The sequence below is a fragment of the Sphingobium bisphenolivorans genome, from assembly GCF_000412635.1.
GTDB lineage: Bacteria > Pseudomonadota > Alphaproteobacteria > Sphingomonadales > Sphingomonadaceae > Sphingobium > Sphingobium bisphenolivorans.
On sequence record NZ_ASTG01000014.1, the window covers coordinates 1 to 21,933 of the forward strand.

Sequence of the window (21,933 nt, forward strand, 5' to 3'; positions counted from 1 at the left end):
CGCCGACGCGCGCTGTTCGGGCGCGCCGACGCAGGAGGCGAGGAGGAAGGCGGTCGCCAGCGCGGCGGAGGACAGATGGGAACGCATGCCCCTCCATGCCCGAGGGGACAGGATGGCATCAACCCGAAAAGGACCGAGCGCCGCCGCCCGACCGGAGGAGAAGCGGCGAGCTTCAACGCTTTTGCGGCCGCCCGCCATTGACTGCCGCCACCCGAATCGGTAAGGGCACCCCTTCCCGACACGCTGGTGAGCGGCAGTGCCTTGAGCACTAGCCGTCTTTTTTGCGTCTTGGGGCCTATCGAATCGGCTGCGGTCCATTTAGGGGCTTCAGCCCGAACGCTTTGAGATGGGGCGGCGCCAACCGCCCCGTGGAGCAGGAGTACAGAATAGCATGGCACGTATTGCGGGCGTCAATATCCCGACCAACAAGCGCGTTATCATCGCGCTCACCTACATCCACGGCATCGGCCGTCACACCGCCGTAGCGATCGCCGACAAGCTGGGCATCGACCACAGCCGCCGCGTTCAGGACCTGTCGGACGCCGAAGTCCTGCAGATCCGCGAAGCGATCGACGCCGACCTGACGGTGGAAGGCGATCTGCGCCGCGAAACCGCGATGAACATCAAGCGCCTGATGGACCTTGCCTGCTATCGCGGCCTGCGTCACCGCAAGGGCCTGCCGGTTCGCGGCCAGCGCACGCACACCAATGCGCGCACCCGCAAGGGCAAGGCCAAGCCGATCGCTGGTAAGAAAAAGTAAGAAGTTAGTCCGGGGGACTGATTTCAACTTTTTCTCCGCCGGATGGCGCCCGTCTCGGGCACGCCCTCCAGCATCACAAGTTTTCTGTAGGATAGAGCAATATGGCACGCGAACCCCAGCGCATTAAGCGGCGCGAGCGCAAGAACATCTCGGCCGGCGTCGCGCACGTCAACGCCAGCTTCAACAACACCATGGTGACCATCACCGACGCCCAGGGCAATGCGATTTCCTGGTCCTCGGCCGGCATGATGGGCTTCAAGGGCAGCCGCAAGTCGACCCCCTACGCCGCGCAGGTCTGCGCCGAAGACGCCGGCCGCAAGGCCGCCGAACATGGCGTGCGCACCCTGGAAGTCGAAGTGAAGGGCCCCGGTTCGGGCCGTGAATCGGCTCTGCGCGCGCTGCAGGCCGTCGGCTTCCACATCACCTCGATCCGCGACGTGACGCCGATCCCGCACAATGGCGTGCGTCCTTCCAAGCGCCGCCGCGTCTAACAGCAGCGCGCGGCTTGTCGGCGGGCGGCGGACGCGTCGCCCGTTCACCCGTTTGCATCGGCCGGAACGTCCTGTCGGGTCAGGATTTTGAACGTTTCGGCCTCATCCCCAGGGGAAATTATGACTGTCAACATGAAGAACTGGCAGGAATTGAAGAAGCCCAACAGCCTTGAGATCAAGGCGGCGGGCGACGGCAGGCGCAAGGCGACCTTCGTCGCCGAACCTCTGGAGCGCGGCTTCGGCCTGACGCTCGGCAATGCGCTGCGCCGGGTTCTTCTGTCCTCGCTCCAGGGCGCGGCGGTCACCTCGATCAAGATCGAGAACGTCCTGCACGAATTCTCCTCGCTCGCCGGCGTGCGCGAGGACGTCACGGACATCGTCCTCAACATCAAGCAGGTCGCGCTGAAGATGGAGGGCGATGGCCCCCGTCGTCTGCAGCTGTCCGCGACCGGCCCGGCCGAAGTGCGTGCGGGCGACATCACCACCGTGGGCGACATCGAAGTGATGAACCCCGACCTGGTGATCTGCCACCTCGATCAGGGCGCGACGCTCAACATGGAACTGACCGCCGACGTCGGCAAGGGCTATGTCCCGGCCGTCGCCAACCGGCCGGCCGACGCCCCGATCGGCCTGATTCCGATCGATGCGCTCTACTCGCCGGTCCGCCAGGTCGCCTACAAGGTCGACAATACCCGCGTCGGCCAGGAACTGGACTATGACAAGCTGTCGCTGACCGTCGAAACCGACGGCACCGTCACGCCGGAAGACGCGGTGGCCTATGCCGCCCGGATCCTGCAGGACCAGCTCCAGCTGTTCGTCCACTTCGAGGACGCCCTGCCCGTCGCCGCTCCCTCCGCTGGGGCCGGTGCCGCCGGTGCCTCTGCCAGCGAAGGCGAAAGCGACGCGAACCAGATCAACCGCTATCTGCTCAAGAAGGTGGACGAGCTGGAACTGTCGGTCCGGTCGGCAAACTGCCTCAAGAACGACAACATCATCTACATCGGCGATCTGGTCCAGAAGACCGAGGCCGAGATGCTGCGCACCCCCAATTTCGGCCGCAAGTCGCTGAACGAAATCAAGGAAGTGCTGTCGTCCATGGGCCTGCGCCTGGGCATGGACATCCCCGGCTGGCCGCCGGAAAATATCGAGGAAATGGCCAAGAAGCTCGAACAGGAGCTGCTGGGGTAAGAACCACAGGCCGTTCGGTTCAAGCAGCTTCGAGCGAAGTCGAGAAGCGGCGGTCGAGGAGAACTGTTCTCGACAAGCTCGAACCGAACGGATGTGGTTACAAGGGGCTGATGGGCGGTGGCCCTGAACACCGCCTGGTCTGGGCTACCTCACACGGGCCCTTAACGAACGAAAGGAAAGACATATGCGTCACAAGGTTGGTCATCGTAAGCTGCAGCGCAGCGCCGGGCATCGTAACTCGCTGCTCCGCAACCTCGCCGCCTCGCTCATCAAGCATGAGCAGATCCTGACCACCACGCCCAAGGCGAAGGAACTCCGTCCCTACGTCGAGAAGCTGATCACCCTCGCCAAGAAGGGTGGCCTGTCGAATCGTCGTCTGGCCCATTCGCGCCTGCAGGACGACGCCCAGCTGACCAAGCTGTTCGAAGTCCTGGCCGAGCGCTACAAGGATCGCAATGGCGGCTACACCCGCGTGATCAAGGCCGGCATCCGCGCTTCGGACGCGGCGCCGATCGCGATCATCGAGCTGGTCGATCGCGACGTCGATGCCAAGGGCCAGGATTCAGGTCCGGTCCAGAACGCCGACGCGGACGAGCTGGAAGCGGCATAATCCGCCGCAGCGCTGGTCGCTCAGCGTAAGACATTCGGACGGGCCGCGGCTTCATGCAGAGCCGCGGCCCGTTTGGCGTTCACGGCAAGCGCTTGGGGCACCGGCCTTGGTTGAGTATGTTACCTTTCATCCGACAGCCTCCAGCTCAGACGCGACGAAGCGCGCCTGCCAATGTCTTAACGCCGGGCTTTGACCCGGAGGTCCGCTTCATCCTGCAAGCCCAAAGGAGGCAGCGGGATCCCGGCTCAAGGCCGGGATGACGGGGTGGATTAATTTAGGCTCGACCTGCCTTGAGCGGCGAAATTCCTTTGTTTTCCGACTGCTCCGAGGCATCAGCGGCCGATTGCAAAATGCGGTTAGAGGGAAAGAGGATGCGCGCCTTGGGTTGGCTGGTTTCGGCGCTGCTGCTTGCATCCTTTCCCGCCATGGCCGCGCCGGATGCAGCGGCCACGCCCAGCGCGAAGGCGAGCGGCCTGCGTTACCCGGGGGCGAAGCGGCTCGATCTGGTGGAGGATCATTTCGGCGTCAAAGTGGCCGATCCCTACCGCTGGCTGGAGGGCGATCTGCGCACCGACCCGGCGGTGCAGGCCTGGGTGGGGCAGGAAAACGCGCTCACCCGCCGGGTCATCGACGCGCTGCCGGGGCGGGCGATACTCAAGCAGCGGATGCAGGCGCTGTTCGCCCACGGCCGCTACACCCTGCCGCGCAAGGCAGCCGGGCGCTATTTCTATGGCTATAATAGCGGCCTCCAGAACCAGACGCCCCTCTTTGTGCGGGAGGGGCTGGCCGGACCGCAGCGGCTGCTGATCGATCCCAACCAATGGGCGAAGGACGGATCGGCGGCGCTGGCGGAATGGGCGCCCTCCCCCGATGGACGCCATCTGCTCTACTCGGTGCAGGAGGCGGGCAGCGACTGGCGAACCCTGCGCGTGCTGGACGTCGATGGCGGCAAGTTGCTGCCGGATGCCGTGAACTGGGTCAAATTCTCGCAGCTCGCCTGGGACGGGCGCGGCGAGGGCTTCTTCTATTCGCGCTTCGCGGCGCCGGGCGAGGGGCAGGATTTTCAGTCCGCCACGGTCGGGCAGCAGGTCTATTATCATCGGCTGGGCACGGCACAGGGCGAGGACCAGTTGATCTATGCAACGCCCGATCGGCCCAAGCTCAGCCACACCGCGCAAGTGACGGCCGACGGCCGCTGGCTGGTGATCAGCAGCTTTCAGGGCACCGACACCCGCCGCGAGCTGCATGTCGCGCAACTGACAGGCGGCAGGATGAAGGTGCGCACGCTGGTCAACGGGATCAGCAACGACTGGCGGCTGATCGGCAGCCGGGGTCCGATGCTCTATCTGGTGACGGATCAGGGGGCGCCCCGCCTGCGCGTCGTCAGCATCGACGCGCGCTATCCCCGGAGCGGAGCGAAGCCGGTCGTGGCCGAGCGCGGCGATACGCTGGCCGGCGGGACGCTGGTCGGAAGCCGGTTGATCCTCGCCTATATGGCCGATGGCGCGACGGTCGCCGAACTGGTGGAGCTGAACGGGCGGAAGGTGGCCGAGGTGCCGTTGCCAGGCGTCGGCACGGCGGCGGGCTTTGCCGGGCGGGACGGTGACCCGGAAACCTTTTTCAGCTTTTCGGGCTTCACGACCCCGGCCAGCATCTATCGCTTCGACACGGCGGCCCTGCGCTATCAGCTATTCGCGCGGCCCGACACGCCCTTCGACCCCGATGATTTTGGGGTGGAGGAGGTGAGCTATCCCTCGAAGGACGGGACGATGATCCCGATGACGGTGATCCGGCGCAAGTCGCTGGCGCTGTCGGGCACGTCCGCGCCGACCATCCTCTACGGCTATGGCGGGTTCAATCTGACCCTGACGCCGGGCTATTCGGCGATGCGGCTGGCCTGGCTGGAGCAGGGCGGCGTCTATGCGATCGCCCACCTGCGCGGCGGCGGCGAATATGGCCGGGCCTGGCATGATGCCGGGCGGCGGGCGAACAAGCAGAATGTGTTCGACGACTTTATCGCGGCGGGCGAATATCTGAAGGCGAAGGGCTATACGACCAGGGACGGGCTTGCGATCGAGGGGCGGTCCAATGGCGGGCTGCTGGTCGGCGCGGTGGTCAACCAGCGGCCCGACCTGTTCGCCGCCGCGCTGCCGGCCGTGGGCGTGATGGACATGCTGCGCTTCGACCGCTTCACCGCCGGTCGATACTGGATCGACGATTATGGATCGCCGGATCGGGAGGAGGATTTCCGCCTGCTCTACAGCTATTCGCCCTATCATAATATCGCGGAGGGCAAGGATTATCCGGCAATCCTGGTGACGACCGGGGATACGGACGATCGGGTGGTGCCGGCGCACAGCTTCAAATATGCCGCGGCTTTGCAGGCGGCCGATATCGGGCCCCGGCCGCGCCTGATCCGGATCGACAGCAAGGCCGGCCATGGGTCGGGCAAGCCGATCGACAAGCTGATCGACGAATATGCCGACAGCTACGCGTTTCTGGCGGAGTTCACCGGCCTCAAGATCCGCGATGCGCCGCGATAGCCCGTTCAGCCCACCGACAGCCGGCGGGGCTTAGCCTTCCGGCCGGACAGACTGAGGATATGAGGGTGATGATCAAGGCAGGCTGGTTGACGGGAACGATGATGGCGGCAGCGCTGGTCGCGGGGAGCACGGCGTCGGCGCAGGCCTTGCAGCCGCGCCTCAGCTACCCGCAGGAGCAGGATGACATCACCCGCGATGATGCGCCGGACAGCGGGTATGAGGAGGATGGCCGCACCACGCAGCGGCAGGCGGACGATGATTTTTCCGACGTGGTCGCGCGGGACCGGGCCGGCACCGCTGCCGACCGGCGCGACGAGCGTGCCGGATCGCGGGACGAACTGGCCGTCGGCGAGGCACTGGACAGCGAGAGCGAGCATGCGGTCAACGACTGCGCCGTCGCCGCCCGCGACGAGGCCGAGCGCGAGGGCGGCTATGCCGAGGTGCGGCAGGTGCAGGCCCCGCGCGAGACGCGCAACGGCTATGATGTCGAGGGCGATGTCGAGGTGCGGTCGGGCTGGCGCGCCCAGGATGAACGCGCGCGTCATTTCACCTGCTCGGTGCAGAATGGGCGGGTCGCGGAAGTCTATTTCCACCGCGCGCGCGCCGCCCGCTGACCTGCTCTCCGACCGCGCTGTCTTGGGCAGGCGCGGCCTCAGCCCGCCCGGTCGCCCTGCTTTGCGGCTTGCGCTGCGAGCCAGGCCAGCGCGTCCGCTTCCGTCGTGAACAGTTCGTTGCGCTCTATCATTTCCGATATGCGCTTGATCTGCAGCACCTTCAGGGCGGATGATGAAACGATCGAGGCAGTGGTGCGGCCGGGTCGGCCTGCATCTTTTAGAGAATCGGTCAGCAGGTCAGCAACTTCGCGGGGCTGGATCGCATGCTCGCGCATATCGATCAGCACAGACAGCTGATCGAGATCCAGTCCGATCCGCTGCTCCTGCCGCCGCAGATCTTCCAGATAGCTGTGGGCCGTGGGCAAGTCCCACAGGCCCGCCAATGTGATCCGAAGCAATTTTCGATTGTCGTCATAGGCGATCTCATAGGGCCTGGTGGCCATTATCTGTCCTTTATTGCCGAAAACTCGAGAGCGCATTGGATGCGGGACGCTCCTGTAGGGGAAGATGCTTTACAATTTGCTTCGGCCGGCGCGGCAGCCCGTCGGCGCACACGCACTCTTGGCAGCAATCGCCCGGCACTATAGCCCGCTTCCTGTCATGTCCCCTCCCCCCTCCTCCCGCCGAAGGGCCGCGATCGCCTTCATCCTGGTGACGGCGCTGCTCGACGTCATGTCGATGGGGATCATCATTCCGGTGCTGCCCCAGCTGATCGAGACGCTGTCCGGCTCCAGCGCGGCGGCGGGGATGTGGAACGGCCTGTTCGTCGCGCTGTGGGCGGGGATGCAGTTCATCTGTTCGCCCGTCATCGGCTCGCTCTCGGACCGGTTCGGGCGGCGGCCGGTGATATTGGTTTCGGTCGCCGGGCTGGCGCTCGACTTCGTGCTGATGGCGCTCGCGCCCAACCTCTGGTGGCTGGCATTGGGGCGGATATTGGCCGGGGTCACATCGTCCAGCTTCACCTCCACCTTCGCCTATATGGCGGATATCACGCCGCCCGAGGAACGCGCGCGCGGCTATGGGCTGATCGGCGCGGCGTTCAGCGGCGGCTTCGTTGCGGGGCCGCTGCTGGGGGGACTGCTGGGGGAGGTTTCGCTGCGCGCGCCTTTCTGGGCGGCGGCCGGGCTGTCGGCGCTCGCCTTCATCTACGGCCTGTTCGTGCTGCCGGAGTCGCTCTCGCCGGACAAGCGCATGGCTTTTTCCTGGAAGCGCGCCAACCCCTTCGGCGCGCTCAAGCTGCTGCGCTCGCATCCGGAGCTTTCCAGCCTGGCGGTGGTGAATTTCCTGCTCTATTTCGCGCATCACCTCTTCTCTGCCGTGTTCGTGCTCTATGCGGGGGACCGCTATGGCTGGGGCGCGTGGCAGGTGGGGACGCTGCTGGCGCTGGTGGGCCTGATGGACATGGGCGTGCAGGGGCTGCTGGTCGGGCGCGTCGTCAAGCAGCTGGGCGACCGCAGGACGATGGTGATCGGGCTTTCGTTCGGCGCAGTCGGCATAGCGGCGATGGGCCTGGCGCCGACGGGCTGGCTGTTCGTCGCGGCGATGCTGCCCAATGCGCTGTGGGGCCTCGCCATGCCGACCATCCAGTCGCTGATGACGCGGCGCGTGTCGGAGTCGGAGCAAGGCCAGTTGCAGGGCGCGAACAACAGCGTCGGCAGCATCGCGGGCATCATGTCGCCGCTGTTCTTCGGCACCGTCTATTCGCTGTCGGTGGGCGCGCGGCCGGTCCTGCCCTTCATCGGCAGCGCCTTCCTGATCGCGGCGGGGGTGCTGGCGCTGGGTGCGCTGATCGGATGGCGCGCGGGGCGTGCCGAGGATGCGCCATCGCTGGACAAGGCGGCGCGAGGGCACTAACCGGCGCGCAATCCGTTCCCCCATTCTGGTTCAAGACAAAGGCGATTCGATGACGCTGCCCCTTCAGGATTCCATCCTTATCGTGGACTTCGGCAGCCAGGTGACGCAGCTGATCGCGCGCCGCGTGCGCGAGGCGGGCGTCTATTCCGAGATCGCGCCGTTCAATGCCGCCGCCGAAGCCTATGAGCGGCTGAAGCCCAAGGGCATCATCCTGTCGGGCGGCCCGTCGTCGGTGATGTGGGAGGACAGCCCGCGCGCACCGCAGCCTTTCTTCGATGCCGGCATCCCGATTTTGGGCATCTGCTACGGGCAGCAGACGATGATGCAGCAGCTGGGCGGCAATGTCGAAGGCGGCGAAAGCGGCGAGTTCGGCCGCGCCTTCATCGAGGTGAAGAAGAGCTGCGCGCTGTTCGATGGCCTCTGGAGCGAGGGCGAGCGGCATCAGGTGTGGATGAGCCATGGCGACAAGGTGACACAGCTGGCTCCCGGCTTCGAGGTGGTGGCGGTCAGCGAGGGCGCGCCCTATGCGATCACCGCCAATGAGGAAAAGCGCTTCTACGCGACGCAATTCCACCCGGAGGTCGTGCATACGCCGGATGGCGCGAAGCTGCTCGCCAATTTCGTGCGCCATGTCTGCGGCCTTGCCGGCGACTGGACCATGGCGGAGTTTCGCGCGACCAAGATCGCCGACATCCGCGCGCAGGTGGGTGAAGGCCGGGTGATCTGCGGCCTATCGGGCGGCGTCGACAGCGCGGTCGCGGCGGTGCTGATCCATGAGGCGATCGGCGACCAGCTGACCTGCGTCTTCGTCGACCATGGCCTGATGCGGCTGGGCGAGGCGGAGCAGGTGGTGAGCCTTTTCCGCGAACATTATGGCATCAAGCTGGTCCATGTGAACGCCGAGGAGCGCTTCCTGGGCGGGCTCGCCGGCCTCACTGATCCGGAGAAGAAGCGCAAGTTCATCGGCGGCGAGTTCATCGCCGTGTTCGAGGAAGAAGCGAAGAAGATCGGCGGCGCGGACTTCCTGGCGCAGGGCACGCTCTATCCTGACGTGATCGAGAGCGTCAGCTTCACCGGCGGCCCTTCGGTGACGATCAAGTCGCACCATAATGTCGGCGGCCTGCCCGAGCGCATGAACATGAAGCTGGTCGAACCCTTGCGCGAACTGTTCAAGGACGAGGTACGCGTGCTGGGCCGCGAGCTTGGCCTGCCGGAGATTTTCGTCGGCCGGCACCCCTTCCCCGGCCCCGGCCTTGCGATCCGCATTCCGGGCGAGGTGAGCAAGGAGCGCTGCGACATATTGCGCAAGGCCGACGCCGTCTATCTGGAGGAAATCCGCAACGCCGGCCTCTACGACGCGATCTGGCAGGCATTTGCCGTGCTGTTGCCGGTGCGGACCGTGGGCGTGATGGGCGATCACCGCACCTATGACAGCGTCTGCGCGCTGCGGGCGGTGACTTCGACGGACGGCATGACGGCGGATATCTATCCGTTCGACGCCGCCTTCCTCAGCCGCGTGGCGACGCGGATCATCAACGAGGTGAAGGGCATAAACCGGGTCGTGTACGACTATACCTCCAAGCCGCCGGGCACGATCGAGTGGGAGTAAAGCCGATAACGCGAATGTCCCGGGGACATTCGCCGGCTTTACTCGGCCGCGCTAGCGGCCGCAGCGGCTACGACACTGAAGAAGCCGCTCATGTCTGACACCCGCCTCGGCCATCCTCTCTACCGCGACATGCCGCCGACCATCTTCGAGAAGATGTCGGCCCGCGCGCGCGAAACCGGTGCGATCAATCTGGGGCAGGGCTTCCCGGATACGAACGGGCCGGAGGATATTCTCCAGGCGGCGGCCGACGCGCTCCTCACGCGATCCAACCAATATCCGCCGAGCGGCGGGCTGCCCGAGCTGCGCGCGGCGGTGGCGGCGCATTATGCGCTGCATCAGGGGCTGGACCTGGCAGCGGAGGAGGTCATCGTCACATCCGGCGCGACCGAGGCGCTGGCGGCGAGCCTGCTGGCGCTGGTGCAGCCGGGTGACGAGGTGCTGGTCTTCGCGCCGCTTTACGACGCCTATCTGCCGCTGATCGAGCGGGCCGGCGGGGTCGCGCGGGTGGTGCGCCTGACGCCGCCCGACTGGCGGATCACGCGGGCAGTGCTGGAAAGCGCGGTGACGGACCGGACACGCGTCCTGCTGCTCAACAACCCCCTCAATCCTGCCGCCGTGATGCTGTGCGAAGAGGATCTGGCTCTGCTGGCAGAACTTTGCGTGCGTCATGACCTCATCGCGATCTGCGACGAGGTGTGGGAGCATGTGACGTTCGATGGAGGACGCCATCGGCCCTTGATCGCTCTGCCAAACATGCGCGATCGGACGGTGAAGATCGGGTCGGCGGGTAAGATATTTTCCGTCACCGGCTGGAAGGTCGGCTGGATGTGCGCCGCCCCTGCGCTCGCCACGCTGCTGGCGCGGGCGCATCAGTTCCTGACCTTCACGACGCCGCCCAACCTGCAATGGGCAGTGGCGGAGGGGCTGGCAAAGCCGGCGGAATGGTTCGACACCATGCGCGCAGGCTATGAGGCGTCGCGCGACCGGCTCGCCATAGGGTTGCGGCGAGCGGGCTATGTGGTGCAGCCGGGCGCGGCGACATGGTTCGTGACGGTTGATCTTATCGCGTCGGGCCTTGCGCTGGACGACGTCGCCTTCTGCGAGCGGATCATCGAGGAGGCAGGCGTCGCCGCCATTCCCGTTTCCGCCTTCTACCCCGCCGATCCGGTGACGCATCTGGTCCGGCTGTGCTTTTCCAAGGCGGATATCGTGCTGGATGAAGCGGTGGCGCGGCTCGCCGCGTTCAGGCTTGCGCATGATGGCAGGCGCGGGTAGGTTCACCTTTCGTTCCACACAGGGGGGTTCATGGACAGTCTGGCCGTCATTCTCGTTATCATTGCGCTGATCGCCGGCGCGGTGATGGGCTGGCTGTTCGGCGGCAAGGCGGCGGCGCCGCTTGCGGCGGAAAAGGCTGATCTTGCGGCCAAGCTCGACATGGCGACAGCGCAGCGCAACGCCGCCTTGCAGGAGCTGGTAGTGGCGCAGGATCGCGCCGGCCAGGCAGCCGAACTGGCGCAGAAGCTGGAGGATGAGCGCGCCGCGCGGGAGCTGGCGAGCCGCGAGCTGGCGGCGCTGCGGTCCGACACGCAAGCGCGCGCGGAAGCCTTCGAGGCGCAGATCGCGGCGCTCAAGGACGCGAAGGAGCAGCTGTCGGCGCAGTTCAGCGAAATCGGCGGCAAGCTGCTGCATCAGGCGCAGAGCCATTTTCTGGAGCGCGCCGACCAGCGCATGGCGCAGGCACATGAAAAGAGCGAGGCGCAGCTGAAGCAGCTGCTCCATCCCGTCAATGAGACGATCCAGCGCTACGACCACAAGATCACCCAGATCGAGCAGCAGCGCACCGAGGCCTACGGCATCCTGCGCGGCGAGATCGAATCGATGAAGAGCGGTCAGGAGGCGGTGCGCGCCGAAGCGCAGCGGCTGGTCGATTCGCTGCGTCATGCCCCCAAGGCGCGCGGCCGCTGGGGCGAGCAGCAATTGCGCAACGTGCTGGAAACCTGCGGGCTGTCCGAGCATGTCGATTTCGAAACCGAGGTCAGCGTCGCGGTGGAGGATGGGCGGCTGCGGCCCGACGCGATCCTGCGCGTGCCGGGCGGCCGGGCGCTGGTGATCGACGCCAAGGTGTCGCTCAACGCTTATCAGGATGCCTATGGCGCGGAGGGTGACGAGGAGCGCAAGCGGCTGCTGGGCGCCCACGCCGCCGCGATGCGGGCGCATGTCGATACGCTGGGGCGGAAAAGCTATGCCGACCAGTTCGAGGAAGCGCCCGACTATGTGATCATGTTCGTGCCGGGGGAGCATTTCCTCTCCGCGGCGCTGGAGCATGACCCGCAGCTGTGGGACCACGCGTTCGGCAAGCGGGTGCTACTGGCGACGCCGACCAACCTCATCGCCATCGCGCGCACGGTCGCGGCGGTGTGGCGGCAGGAGAAGATGGCCGACGAAGCCAAGCGCATCGGCGCGCTGGGCAAGGAACTTTATGAGCGGCTGGCGACGGCGGCGGGGTCGCTTAAGAAGCTGGGCAATCGGCTGACGGGCGCGGTCGCCGACTACAACAGCTTCGTCGCCAGCTTCGACAGCCGGGTGCTGGTGACCGGACGCAAGCTGCGCGACCTCAATATCGAGACGGGCGGCAAGGAACTGGAGCAGTTGGAGCCGGTGGAAGCGCTGGTACGCGAGCCGGCCTCCCCCGAAGCGTTGCGCGCCCTGCCGGAGGCAGCGGAGTAGCGGGTAGCGGCCGGGATGGGTGGTGAGCCGACTTTCTCCTTTTCGTCACCCCGGGCTCGACCGGGGTCCCGCCGCCTATGGCCGGGCGCGAACGACCGAAGAAGCGGGGTCCGGATCAAGTCGGAGGTCGCAGCTGATAAACGGCTAAACCTTGGTCATCCTCTGCCGGGCGACTTGTTTTCGCCGCGCCGAATCCGGTTCGACCGCTATCGCCGGCCCGAAGTTCAGGCGTCCAGAAAGCGGAGGGCCTCTTCCTCGGGGAGGAAGAAGCGGTTCGGCCCCTGGTCCGCGCCCGGCCCGAAGCGCTTCAGATGATTATCGAAGGCGAGATAGCCCGCCTCCTTCATCAGGCGCATGACTTCTTCTTTTCGATTTGTGACCTCGATCATCAGCTTCGGCCGGACATGGGACAGGCAGTGCTTCATGCCGCCGAGCGCCAGCAGTTCCGCGCCCTCGATGTCGATCTTGATGAAGCTGGGACTGATGCCGCGGCTGGCGATGAACTGGTCCAGCGTCACCGTTTCGACACTGGTTTCCCGATATTGTTCGGCCGCGCCGGCCATCCGGTTGTTGCGCGCAAGATTGCCGTAATCGCCGATGAGCGTCGAGTTCTGGCCCGACAGCGCCTCGATATAGAAGCGGGCGATGCCGATCTTGTCGCTCAGTGCAGCCGGGACGGCTTCGATCTGCGCGAAAGGCGCCACATTGGCCGTCAGATAGCACAGATTGTCGCTGCTGGGCTCAAAGGCATAGACTCGCCCGAGGGGACCGACCAGATCGGCCAGATACAGGCTGACATAGCCGATATGGGCGCCCGCCTCGATCACGGTGTCGCCGGGGCGGATCAGCCGGGGCAGGCTGGTCATCACCCCCCGCTCGCGCCGGCTCGCATGATACCAGTAACCGCGATGACGGAAGAGGTTCAGCCGCACCTGCGCGCTGGGCACCCAGTGATGGGCTATGCTGATGTCGTGATTCCCGGCGCGCGACAGGAGGGCGAAGACCAGCCGCCGCAATGCCGGATTGCGATGCCAGCCCAGGCGACGCGTCGCCGATGCGGGGGTAAGGAAAGGCGCGATCTGCATATTTGGCCCTCCGGCATTTTCAGGAGGGACTAGGACAGGCGGACCGCGCCAGCCACTGTGCATAAAGGCTAAGCCGATCGGTGCGACCGGGCATCTCTAATTGATGAGGGGCCGGCAGTGGCGCGCGCATTCCCGCGCGAAGTTTCGCCAGGCGCCCACTTGCTTTTGCGTCGGCCGGCAAAAGCGCCTATACTGCGCCCCAAGCATGCAGGACTTAAGGACCGCAATGAAATCCAGCTTCTTCCGGGGTGCCGTCGCTCTCGGCGCGCTCGCGCTTATTCCCGCCACCACCGCGGCGCTCGCCGATGGCGAGGCGAGCAGCTACAAGGCGCTCGACGAGTTTATGGACGTGTTCCAGAAGGTCCGCAGTGACTATGTCGAGCAGGTCGATGACGAGAAGCTGATCAAGGGCGCGATCGACGGCATGCTCGCCAGCCTCGACCCGCATTCAAGCTTCCTCGACGCGCGCGACTTCCAGAATCTGCGCACCCAGACGGAGGGCAGCTATGGCGGCCTCGGCCTCTCGGTCACGCAGGAGGACGGCGCGGTCAAGGTGATCGCGCCGACGCAGGATACTCCGGCGTGGCGCGCGGGGATCAAGGCGGGCGACTATATCACGCATCTCGACGGACAGCTGATCTATGGCGGCACGCTGGACGAGGCGGTCGACAAGATGCGCGGCGCGCCGGGCACGCAGATCAAGCTCACCATCGTGCGCACCGGCCGCGACAAGCCGATCGAACTCACCCTGACGCGCGAGATCATCCAGCTGAAGCCCGTGAAATGGGAAGTGAAGGACGGCGTCGGCGTCATCAACATCGTCAGCTTCTCCGCCAACACCGGCGCGGATGTGCGGCAGGCGATTCGCAGCATCGACAAGAGCCTGGGCCGCAAGCCGACCGGCTATATTCTCGACCTGCGCTCCAACCCCGGCGGGCTGCTGGACGAGGCGGTGTCGGTCAGCGACACCTTCCTGGAGCGCGGCGAGATCGTGTCGCAGCGCGGCCGGCAGAAGAGCGATGTTGAGCGCTATTATGCCAAGCCCGGTGATGACGCGAAGGGCCTGCCGATTATCGTGCTGGTTGATGCGGGATCGGCATCGGCTTCGGAAATCGTCGCGGGCGCGCTGCAGGACCAGCATCGCGCGCTGGTGATGGGCGAGCGCAGCTTCGGCAAGGGCAGCGTGCAGACGATGCTGCCACTCACCAACACGACCGCGCTCAAGCTGACGACGGCGCGCTACTATACTCCATCCGGCCGGTCGGTGCAGGAGGGCGGAATCGAGCCCGATGTCCGGGTGCCGCAACTGTCCGATCCGGATTACAAGGCGCGGCCGAAATTCCGCGAAAGCGACCTGCGCCGCCACCTGATCAACGAGATCAAGTCCGACAATGCGGCGCTGGAGGAGGATATTAAGGAAGATCCCCGCTTCGCCGCCACGGCCGAGGACCTCAAGAAGAAGGGGATCGAGGATTTCCAGCTCGACTATGCGCTGAAAACGATCGGGCGGCTGGCGGCGAAGCCGGGCACGCCGATTGCGCAAGCGGGACCGGTCGCGCGGAAATAAGGTCCGCTACTTCCTGTTCGTCGCCGCGCGCTTCCACAGCGGCCCCGCTTTCTTGCGCGGGATGAGTTGCACGAAAGAAGGCAACGGGATCCCGGCTCAAGGCCGGGGTGACGGAGTTGGTAAAGGGTATGACGCCCCTCTTTCCACCAAGTTCAGCATGACGAAAGGCTTTCGCCGGTCTAAGCGGAGCGGATGAGAAACCTGCCCCTCGCCCGCGCGATTGCGCTGATCGTCCCCGTGCTGCTGCTGGGGGGGGCCTATGTCTCGCAATATGCGGGCGGTCTGCATCCGTGCGAAATGTGCTGGTGGCAGCGTTATCCGCACATGGCGGCGATTCCGCTCGCGCTGATCGCCTATGCCACCAGAGCCAAGCCCTGCATGAGCGCGCTGTTCACCGGGCTCGCCGGCCTGGCGATCGGCATCAGCGGCGGCATCGGGCTGTTCCATGCGGGCATCGAATATGGCTGGTGGCAGGGGCTGACCGCCTGCTCGACCAGCCCCGCGGGCGGCAGCGGCGCCGACATATTGAACCAGATCATGGCGACCCCGATCACCCGCTGCGACGTGGCGCCGTGGACCCTGCTCGGCATCTCGCTGGCCGGCTATAACGGCCTCTTGTCGGGAGCAGCCGCCCTCGCCATCTTGGTCCTGCTGCTCGGACAAGGGAACAAGGCATGAGCGTAGCGAAGGACTTCCCCCGCCCCGGCCGGCGCGTCAGCGATGAGGCGCGGGCGGCAATGCTGCGCGTCGACCAAGCCGGCGAATTCGGCGCGACCCGCATCTATGCCGGGCAGTTGGCCGTGATGGGCGACCGTCACCCCGACTCCCGCATCATCGCCGGCATGGCCGCGCAGGAAGAGGCGCATCGCAAACATTTCGATGCGATGATAGTGCGGCGAGGCGTGCGGCCGACGGCGCTGCGGCCGCTCTGGAATGTCGCGGGCTTTGCCTTGGGCGCGGTCACGGCGGCGATCGGGCCGCGCGCGGCGATGGCCTGCACCGCGGCGATCGAGACGGAGATCGACCGCCATTATGACGAGCAGCTGAAGGAATTGGGGTCCGACGACCCGGAACTTGCGGCCGTCATCGCGGATTTTCAGGCGGAAGAACTCGAGCATCGCGATACCGCCATCGCCCATGGCGCGGAACAGGCCCCCGCCTATCCGCTGCTGTCCGGGGTGATCCGGCTGGGCTGCCGCGCCGCCATCGCGCTGTCGAAGCGAATTTGAGGAGAAGGCACGCATGATGAAGACAAGGATGATCGCCGCCATGCTGCTGATCGGCACCGCCGGCTCCGCATTCGCGCAGACGGGTCCCACACCGCCGGCCGAGCAGGCACCGGCGGGGAGCGGCGGATCGGAGAAGGTCAATCTGGTCATCGTCTATGGCGACGATCCCTGCCCGCAGAGCCAGGGCAGCGACATCGTCGTGTGTGCGCGCAAGGGTGAGGAGGAACGCTACCGCATTCCCGAGCCGCTGCGCGGCGACCCCAACAAGCCGAGCAACCAGGCTTGGGGCGAGCGGGTGAGGTCGATGGAATATGTCGGCCGCTCCGGCACGGAAAGCTGTTCGGCGACCGGCGCGGGCGGGTTCACCGGCTGCTTCGCGCAGCTGGCGCGGCTCGCCAAGGCGGAGCGCCAGGCGGCCGACAATGCCAGCTGGAAGGATCTGGTCGAGGCCGAGCGGGGACGGCGGCTCTCCAACATCGATGCCGAGAGCCAAGCGATCGAGGCGCAGGCCGTGGCGCAGGAAAAGGCCGAGGCTGCCCGGCAACAGCAGTCCCAGCAGCAGCCGGCGACGACGACAGCTGCGCCCGCACCCTGACGGCATCGATCAGCCGGCGGCGTCTGGCGAAGGGCGGCATGACAGGGGATGAACAAGGAATCTGATGCATGCGTCCCTTCGCCTTTCTTCCTCTCGCGGCGATCGCGCTCGCTCCCTTCGCGCTGGGAAGCGCCGCGCGGGCCGAGCCGCCGCAGAAAATCTTCAACCTGATCGTCTATGGCGATGATCCCTGCCCCAAGGGCGAGGGCGACGAGATCATCGTCTGTGCGCGGCGGCCGGAGTCCGAACGCTATCGCATCCCCAAGAAGCTGAGGGAAAAGCCGGCGCCCTCCGGCGGCCCCGGCTGGGGCAGCCAGGTCGCGACGATGGAGCAGGTTCAGCGGCAGACGCTGCCGGGCAGCTGCTCGGCGATCGGCAGCAACGGCTTTACCGGCTGCACCGCCAAGATGCTGGAACAATGGTTCGCCGAGCGGCGGATGCAGGAGTCCAGGGGCGAGCCTTGAGGGGCTGGGTGTCCAGCCGGTAGCAACATGGCTGGTGCGAAGGCACTCGAACGAGAATGGTCCTGCCCTCTGAACTGGGATCCTGCTTTCGCAGGAGCAGGTTGGGCCTGAAAAGGCGAAGGACTTGCCTCGCGCGCCAATCTATCCTAGGGCAATCCCGTCATCTGGGGAGTAGCCAGCCGTTCCGAATGCGGAACGGGCCGTTCGTCAACATATTTGGCCGAGAGGTCATGGCGGACGGGATGGAGAGCCACGGCTCTCTTAATCGGGCGAGACTAATGGCATCGGCTCTTCCGGTCCGGCCGGGCGGGGAGAGGCGGTGGCATTGTGTCTTGTTCTTGCCCGGCCCCGGAAAATTCGCATGGAAGCCCTTCTGACATCCACCGCCATCGTCTCGCTCGCCGAGATGGGAGACAAGACGCAGCTGCTGGCGATGCTGCTGGCCACGCGGTTCCGCAAACCCCTGCCGATCATCGCGGGCATATTGTTCGCCACGCTCGCCAACCATTTCCTTGCCGCTTTGGTGGGCCATTCGATCGCGGGCGTGCTGACGCAGGACTGGTTCCGCTATGCGGTGGCGGCAAGCTTCATCGCCATGGCGGGATGGACGCTGATCCCGGACAAGTTCGATGAGGACGAACCGCTGAAGGCTCCGTCCAAGGCGGGCGTGTTCGTGACGACACTGATCGCCTTCTTCCTCGTCGAGATGGGCGACAAGACGCAGGTGGCGACCGTGGCGCTGGGCGCGCGGTTCGAAAATATACTGGCGGTGACGGCAGGGACGACGCTGGGCATGATGATCGCCAATGTACCCGCCGTGCTGTTCGGCGAAGCACTAGCCCGGAAAGTGCCGATGCGCGCGCTGCAGATCGGCGCAGCGCTGCTGTTCCTGGGGCTGGGACTGTGGATGATCGCTGACTTGCAGGGCTGGATCGGGTAAAAATGGAGCTTCCCGCGCCCCCGGCGGTTGTCAGCGGGCGGCGGCTGTTGCAAGGGGACGAACTGACAATCTCCCCTTTCATTTGGACAGGCATGGGACGCGTGATGAAGGACAGTCTGGTTACGGTGTTCGGCGGCGGCGGCTTTCTGGGCCGGCAGGTTGCACAGGCGCTGATGGCGCGCGGCGCGCGGGTGCGCGTGGCGCAGCGGGACCTGTCCACCGCGATGCGCGTCAAGCCGCTTGGCGCTCTGGGCCAGACGCAGTTCGTCGCGGCCGACATCCGCAAGCCGCAGAGCGTCGCCCGCGCGCTGGTGGGGAGCGACATCGTCATCAACCTGGTCGGGGTGCTGAGCGGCGATTTCGAAGGGTCGCATCATGACGGCGCCGCCAATGTCGCGAAGGCCGCGGCGGACGCGGGCGTCGGCGCGCTGGTGCATGTGTCGGCCATCGGCGCGGATGCGGCCAGCCCGTCGGCCTATGGCCGGTCCAAGGCGGCGGGTGAAGCGGCGGTGAAGGCCGCCTTCCCGACCGCGACGATCCTGCGCCCCTCGATCATCTTCGGTCCCGAGGACCAGTTCCTCAACCGCTTCGCCGAGATCATCCGGCTGGCGCCGGTGGTGCCGGTCATTTCCGCCGAGACGAAGTTCCAGCCCGTCTATGTCGCCGATGTCGCGCATGCGATCGCCAATGCGGCGGCGGAGCCGGGACTTTACGGCAGCAAGACCTTCGAACTGGGCGGCCCGCAGACCTTCAGCATGATGGAACTGAACGGCTGGATCGGCAAGGCGATCGGGCGGGAGCGCAGCATGGTCGCGGTGCCGGCCTCTGTCGCCTCCTTCCTGGCGATGCTGCCGGGCGGCCCGATCACGCGGGACCAGTTGGCGATGCTGCAAACGGATAATGTCGCGGCAGCGGGCGCGCCGGGCCTTGCCGAGCTGGGCGTTGCGCCGACGCCGATGTCGGCCGTCGCGGACAAGTGGCTGGTGCGCTACCGCCGGCACGGGCGCTTTGCGGGGCGGGTTCAGGCCTGATTTCCGCGCCGTCGGGGCGGTCGGCCGATGGTCCACCGCGCCGGGTTGAAGCGCGATGCTTTGCGCACCCCCTGCTCTTCTGCTCAATAGGGGCGGCTTGACCGCCGGCACCCTGTTCTCGCCCTTCCCGTCCGGGAAGGGCATCCCTTCTGCTTGACCTTTCAAGGACCAGACGCACCCATGGACCTGCACTTCCTGACAGTCATCCTGCTTGGCATCGTCGAGGGGCTGACCGAATTCCTCCCCGTGTCCTCCACCGGCCATCTGATCCTAGCGAGCGAACTTCTGGGTTATGACGCATCGACCTGGGCGATGTTCAACGTCGTCATCCAGCTGGGCGCCATCCTGGCGGTCGTCGTGCTCTACTGGCGCACCTTCTGGGCGGTGGCGATGGGACTGCTGCGGCGGGAGCCGGTGAGCTGGCGCTTCCTGCGCAACCTGATCCTCGCCTTCCTGCCCTCGGCGGTGATCGGACTTGCGCTCCACGACTATATCGAGACGCTGCTCGGCGCGCCCAAGGTGGTGGCCTGGGCGCTGATCGTCGGCGGTATCGCGATCCTGATGATCGAGCGGATGGTGAAGGAAAACCGCTTTCACGGCATCGCCGACATCCCCCTCGCCCGCGTGCTCGGCATCGGCTTCATCCAGTGCATATCGATGATCCCGGGCGTCAGCCGGTCGGGCGCGACGATCATGGGCGCGCTGACGCTGGGCGTCGAGAGGCGGACGGCGGCGGAGTTCAGCTTCTTCCTCGCCATCCCGACCATGCTGGGGGCGTCCACGCTGGAGCTGCTGAAGAAGGGCGACCAGATCACTTCGGCGCAGGTCGGCTGGGGCTCCATCGCGCTGGGCTTCGTCGTCTCCTTCATCGTCGCGCTGCTCGTCATCAAATGGTTCGTCGGCCTTGTCTCGCGGCGCGGTTTCACGCCGTTCGCCTGGTATCGGATCATTGCCGGGGCGGCAGCGCTGGTCTGGCTCTCGATTCGATAAGGCCGGATCGGACCTAAAACCCAAGGGAAATTGCGTAAGATCCGACCAGTCGAATGAGACCAGCGTCCAAATAGGACAGCCTATATGTCTTATCCTGCAGAATCCACGTGACTCTGCGGGTTTTTCTGCTATGAGCGCTCCTGACTTTATCGCAGGGACTCACCATGGCTGATAATCCGATGCTGAAATTCGTGGGAACGGGCCAGGCCTATCCCGAGAAGCGCTCGGCCGATGATCGCGCCGACGACTTTCTGGAGATCAACCGCAGCTTCCTGCTGGAGCGGGCGGAGGAGCAGGCGTCGCGCTGCTCGCAGTGCGGCGTGCCCTATTGCTCGACCCACTGTCCGCTGCACAACCATATCCCCGACTGGCTGCGCCTGACGGCGGAGGGCCGGCTGCGCGAGGCTTATGAACTCAGCAACCTCACCAGCACCATGCCGGAAATCTGCGGCCGCATCTGCCCGCAGGATCGCCTGTGCGAAGGCAATTGCGTCATCGAATTTTCCGGCCATGGCTCGGTCACCATCGGCAGCGTCGAAAAGTTCATCACCGACACCGCCTGGAAGGAAGGCTGGGTCGAGCCGCTCGTGCCCGGCGCGCCGCTGGGCCAGTCGGTCGGCGTGATCGGTTCGGGTCCGGCGGGCCTCACCACGGCGGAATATCTGCGCGTGGCAGGCTATGAGGTCCATGTCTACGACCGGCATGACCGCGCGGGCGGGCTGCTGACCTATGGCATTCCCGGCTTCAAGCTGGAAAAGGACGTGGTCATGCGCCGCATCCAGCGGCTGAAGGACGGCGGCATCGTCTTCCATGACAATTTCGAGGTCGGGCGTGACGCCAGCCTGGAGGAATTGCGCAGCCGTCATGACGCCATCCTGATCGCGACCGGCGTCTACAAGCCGCGCGACATCCGCGCGCCGGGCGTCGGCGCACCGGGCGTGGTGAAGGCGCTCGACTTCCTGATCGCGTCCAACAAGGCGGGCTTCGGCGACGCCGTGCCGGGCCATGAAGACGGGTCGCTGCTGGCGACGGGCAAGAATGTGGTCGTCATCGGCGGCGGCGACACGGCGATGGACTGCGTGCGCACCGCCATCCGTCAGGGCGCCAGGTCGGTGAAGTGCCTCTATCGCCGCGACCGGGAAAATATGCCGGGATCGCAGCGCGAAGTCGCCAATGCCGAGGAAGAGGGCGTCGAGTTCGTCTGGCTTTCCGCCCCCCTCGCCTTCGAGGGCACGGAGCACGTCACCGGCGTCAAGGTCAGCAAGATGCGCCTCGGCCAGCCCGACGCCTCCGGCCGCCGTGCGCCCGAAGTCGATCCGGGCAGCGAGTTCACGCTGGAAGCGGACCTCGTCATCAAGGCGCTCGGCTATGATCCGGACGAACTCCCCAAGATGTTCGGGGCCGACGATCTGTCGGTGACCCGCTGGGGCACGCTGCGCGTCGATCACAAGACGATGATGACGTCGATGGACGGCGTGTTCGCGGCGGGCGACATCGTGCGCGGCGCTTCGCTGGTGGTCTGGGCGATCCGCGACGGCCGCGACGTGACCGAGCATATGCACCGCTATCTGAAGGCGAAGGCCAAGGCGGCGGCGGGCGAGAAGGTCGCCGCCTGATCCCCTTCTCCCCCCGTTCG

Annotated in this window: 22 protein-coding genes and 1 riboswitch; of the genes, 19 read left to right on the plus strand and 3 right to left on the minus strand. The window is 65.9% G+C overall.

The features are described 5' to 3' along the window. The coding region (locus tag L858_RS22260; protein ID WP_238564959.1) for a hypothetical protein at positions 1 to 198 on the minus strand (198 nt) is incomplete at its 3' end. A 193-nt stretch (positions 199 to 391) separates the two neighbouring features. Here L858_RS22260 and rpsM point away from each other — a divergent pair. From rpsM to L858_RS0111445, 6 genes are all read left to right on the plus strand, one after another. Further along, positions 392 to 760 (plus strand): 30S ribosomal protein S13, encoded by a 369-nt coding sequence (gene rpsM / locus L858_RS0111420; protein ID WP_022683284.1) that lies wholly within the window; start codon positions 392 to 394, stop codon positions 758 to 760. Positions 761 to 861: 101 nt separating this feature from the next. Beyond that, entirely contained in the window at positions 862 to 1,251 is a 390-nt protein-coding gene (rpsK, locus tag L858_RS0111425) for a 30S ribosomal protein S11 (protein ID WP_004208752.1), read from the plus strand. Positions 1,252 to 1,371: 120 nt separating this feature from the next. Beyond that, positions 1,372 to 2,439, plus strand: coding sequence for a DNA-directed RNA polymerase subunit alpha (locus L858_RS0111430; RefSeq protein ID WP_022683285.1), 1,068 nt, complete (start codon positions 1,372 to 1,374; stop codon positions 2,437 to 2,439). A gap of 184 nt (positions 2,440 to 2,623) precedes the next feature. Beyond that, positions 2,624 to 3,049 (plus strand): 50S ribosomal protein L17, encoded by a 426-nt coding sequence (gene rplQ / locus L858_RS0111435; protein WP_022683286.1) that lies wholly within the window; start codon positions 2,624 to 2,626, stop codon positions 3,047 to 3,049. A 371-nt stretch (positions 3,050 to 3,420) separates the two neighbouring features. After that, positions 3,421 to 5,592, plus strand: a complete 2,172-nt coding sequence (locus L858_RS0111440; protein WP_022683287.1) for a prolyl oligopeptidase family serine peptidase — start codon at positions 3,421 to 3,423, stop codon at positions 5,590 to 5,592. Between the two features lie 68 nt (positions 5,593 to 5,660). Beyond that, entirely contained in the window at positions 5,661 to 6,206 is a 546-nt protein-coding gene (locus L858_RS0111445) for a hypothetical protein (protein WP_022683288.1), read from the plus strand. Positions 6,207 to 6,244: 38 nt separating this feature from the next. Here the strand turns inward: L858_RS0111445 and L858_RS0111450 are convergent, their stop codons facing one another. Then, positions 6,245 to 6,649 carry a hypothetical protein gene (locus L858_RS0111450; RefSeq protein ID WP_022683289.1) on the minus strand — a complete coding sequence of 135 codons (405 nt, stop codon included), beginning with the start codon at positions 6,647 to 6,649 and terminating at the stop codon, positions 6,245 to 6,247. A gap of 157 nt (positions 6,650 to 6,806) precedes the next feature. Here L858_RS0111450 and L858_RS0111455 point away from each other — a divergent pair, with 157 nt between their 5' ends. The 4 genes from L858_RS0111455 to L858_RS0111470 all read left to right on the plus strand — a co-directional run bounded on the left by L858_RS0111455 (position 6,807) and on the right by L858_RS0111470 (position 12,396). Beyond that, positions 6,807 to 8,060 carry a TCR/Tet family MFS transporter gene (locus L858_RS0111455; protein WP_028056048.1) on the plus strand — a complete coding sequence of 418 codons (1,254 nt, stop codon included), beginning with the start codon at positions 6,807 to 6,809 and terminating at the stop codon, positions 8,058 to 8,060. Positions 8,061 to 8,109: 49 nt separating this feature from the next. Then, on the plus strand, positions 8,110 to 9,669 hold the full coding sequence (gene guaA, locus L858_RS0111460; RefSeq protein WP_022683291.1) for a glutamine-hydrolyzing GMP synthase: 1,560 nt from the start codon (positions 8,110 to 8,112) through the stop codon (positions 9,667 to 9,669). Between the two features lie 90 nt (positions 9,670 to 9,759). Then, positions 9,760 to 10,944 carry an aminotransferase gene (locus L858_RS0111465; protein WP_022683292.1) on the plus strand — a complete coding sequence of 395 codons (1,185 nt, stop codon included), beginning with the start codon at positions 9,760 to 9,762 and terminating at the stop codon, positions 10,942 to 10,944. A 30-nt stretch (positions 10,945 to 10,974) separates the two neighbouring features. After that, on the plus strand, positions 10,975 to 12,396 hold the full coding sequence (locus L858_RS0111470; protein ID WP_022683293.1) for a DNA recombination protein RmuC: 1,422 nt from the start codon (positions 10,975 to 10,977) through the stop codon (positions 12,394 to 12,396). A gap of 224 nt (positions 12,397 to 12,620) precedes the next feature. On the opposite strand, the gene L858_RS0111475 is transcribed toward L858_RS0111470, so the two are convergent. Then, entirely contained in the window at positions 12,621 to 13,481 is an 861-nt protein-coding gene (locus L858_RS0111475; RefSeq protein WP_022683294.1) for an FkbM family methyltransferase, read from the minus strand. Positions 13,482 to 13,707: 226 nt separating this feature from the next. Between L858_RS0111475 and L858_RS0111480 the strand changes: the two genes are divergently transcribed. From L858_RS0111480 to L858_RS0111520, 9 genes are all read left to right on the plus strand, one after another. After that, a complete protein-coding gene (locus L858_RS0111480; protein ID WP_022683295.1) occupies positions 13,708 to 15,048 on the plus strand; it encodes a S41 family peptidase in 1,341 nt (446 codons plus the stop codon). 192 nt (positions 15,049 to 15,240) lie between these two features. Further along, positions 15,241 to 15,726, plus strand: a complete 486-nt coding sequence (locus L858_RS0111485) for a disulfide bond formation protein B (protein ID WP_022683296.1) — start codon at positions 15,241 to 15,243, stop codon at positions 15,724 to 15,726. Then, on the plus strand, positions 15,723 to 16,277 hold the full coding sequence (locus L858_RS0111490; RefSeq protein ID WP_022683297.1) for a demethoxyubiquinone hydroxylase family protein: 555 nt from the start codon (positions 15,723 to 15,725) through the stop codon (positions 16,275 to 16,277). The genes L858_RS0111485 and L858_RS0111490 overlap by 4 nt, the downstream gene beginning before the upstream one ends. Before the next feature lie 13 nt (positions 16,278 to 16,290). Beyond that, complete coding sequence (locus L858_RS0111495; protein ID WP_022683298.1) at positions 16,291 to 16,872, plus strand: hypothetical protein; 582 nt, start codon at positions 16,291 to 16,293, stop codon at positions 16,870 to 16,872. Positions 16,873 to 16,940: 68 nt separating this feature from the next. After that, on the plus strand, positions 16,941 to 17,336 hold the full coding sequence (locus L858_RS0111500) for a hypothetical protein (protein ID WP_022683299.1): 396 nt from the start codon (positions 16,941 to 16,943) through the stop codon (positions 17,334 to 17,336). Positions 17,337 to 17,489: 153 nt separating this feature from the next. Then, a riboswitch (yybP-ykoY riboswitch) is annotated at positions 17,490 to 17,694 on the plus strand. Between the two features lie 3 nt (positions 17,695 to 17,697). Beyond that, complete coding sequence (locus L858_RS0111505) at positions 17,698 to 18,276, plus strand: TMEM165/GDT1 family protein (RefSeq protein ID WP_028056049.1); 579 nt, start codon at positions 17,698 to 17,700, stop codon at positions 18,274 to 18,276. A gap of 104 nt (positions 18,277 to 18,380) precedes the next feature. Beyond that, positions 18,381 to 19,307 carry a complex I NDUFA9 subunit family protein gene (locus L858_RS0111510; protein WP_028056050.1) on the plus strand — a complete coding sequence of 309 codons (927 nt, stop codon included), beginning with the start codon at positions 18,381 to 18,383 and terminating at the stop codon, positions 19,305 to 19,307. A gap of 180 nt (positions 19,308 to 19,487) precedes the next feature. Next, a complete protein-coding gene (locus L858_RS0111515; protein WP_022683302.1) occupies positions 19,488 to 20,297 on the plus strand; it encodes an undecaprenyl-diphosphate phosphatase in 810 nt (269 codons plus the stop codon). A gap of 164 nt (positions 20,298 to 20,461) precedes the next feature. Beyond that, positions 20,462 to 21,913 carry an NAD(P)-dependent oxidoreductase gene (locus L858_RS0111520; RefSeq protein ID WP_022683303.1) on the plus strand — a complete coding sequence of 484 codons (1,452 nt, stop codon included), beginning with the start codon at positions 20,462 to 20,464 and terminating at the stop codon, positions 21,911 to 21,913. Positions 21,914 to 21,933 lie beyond the last annotated feature (20 nt).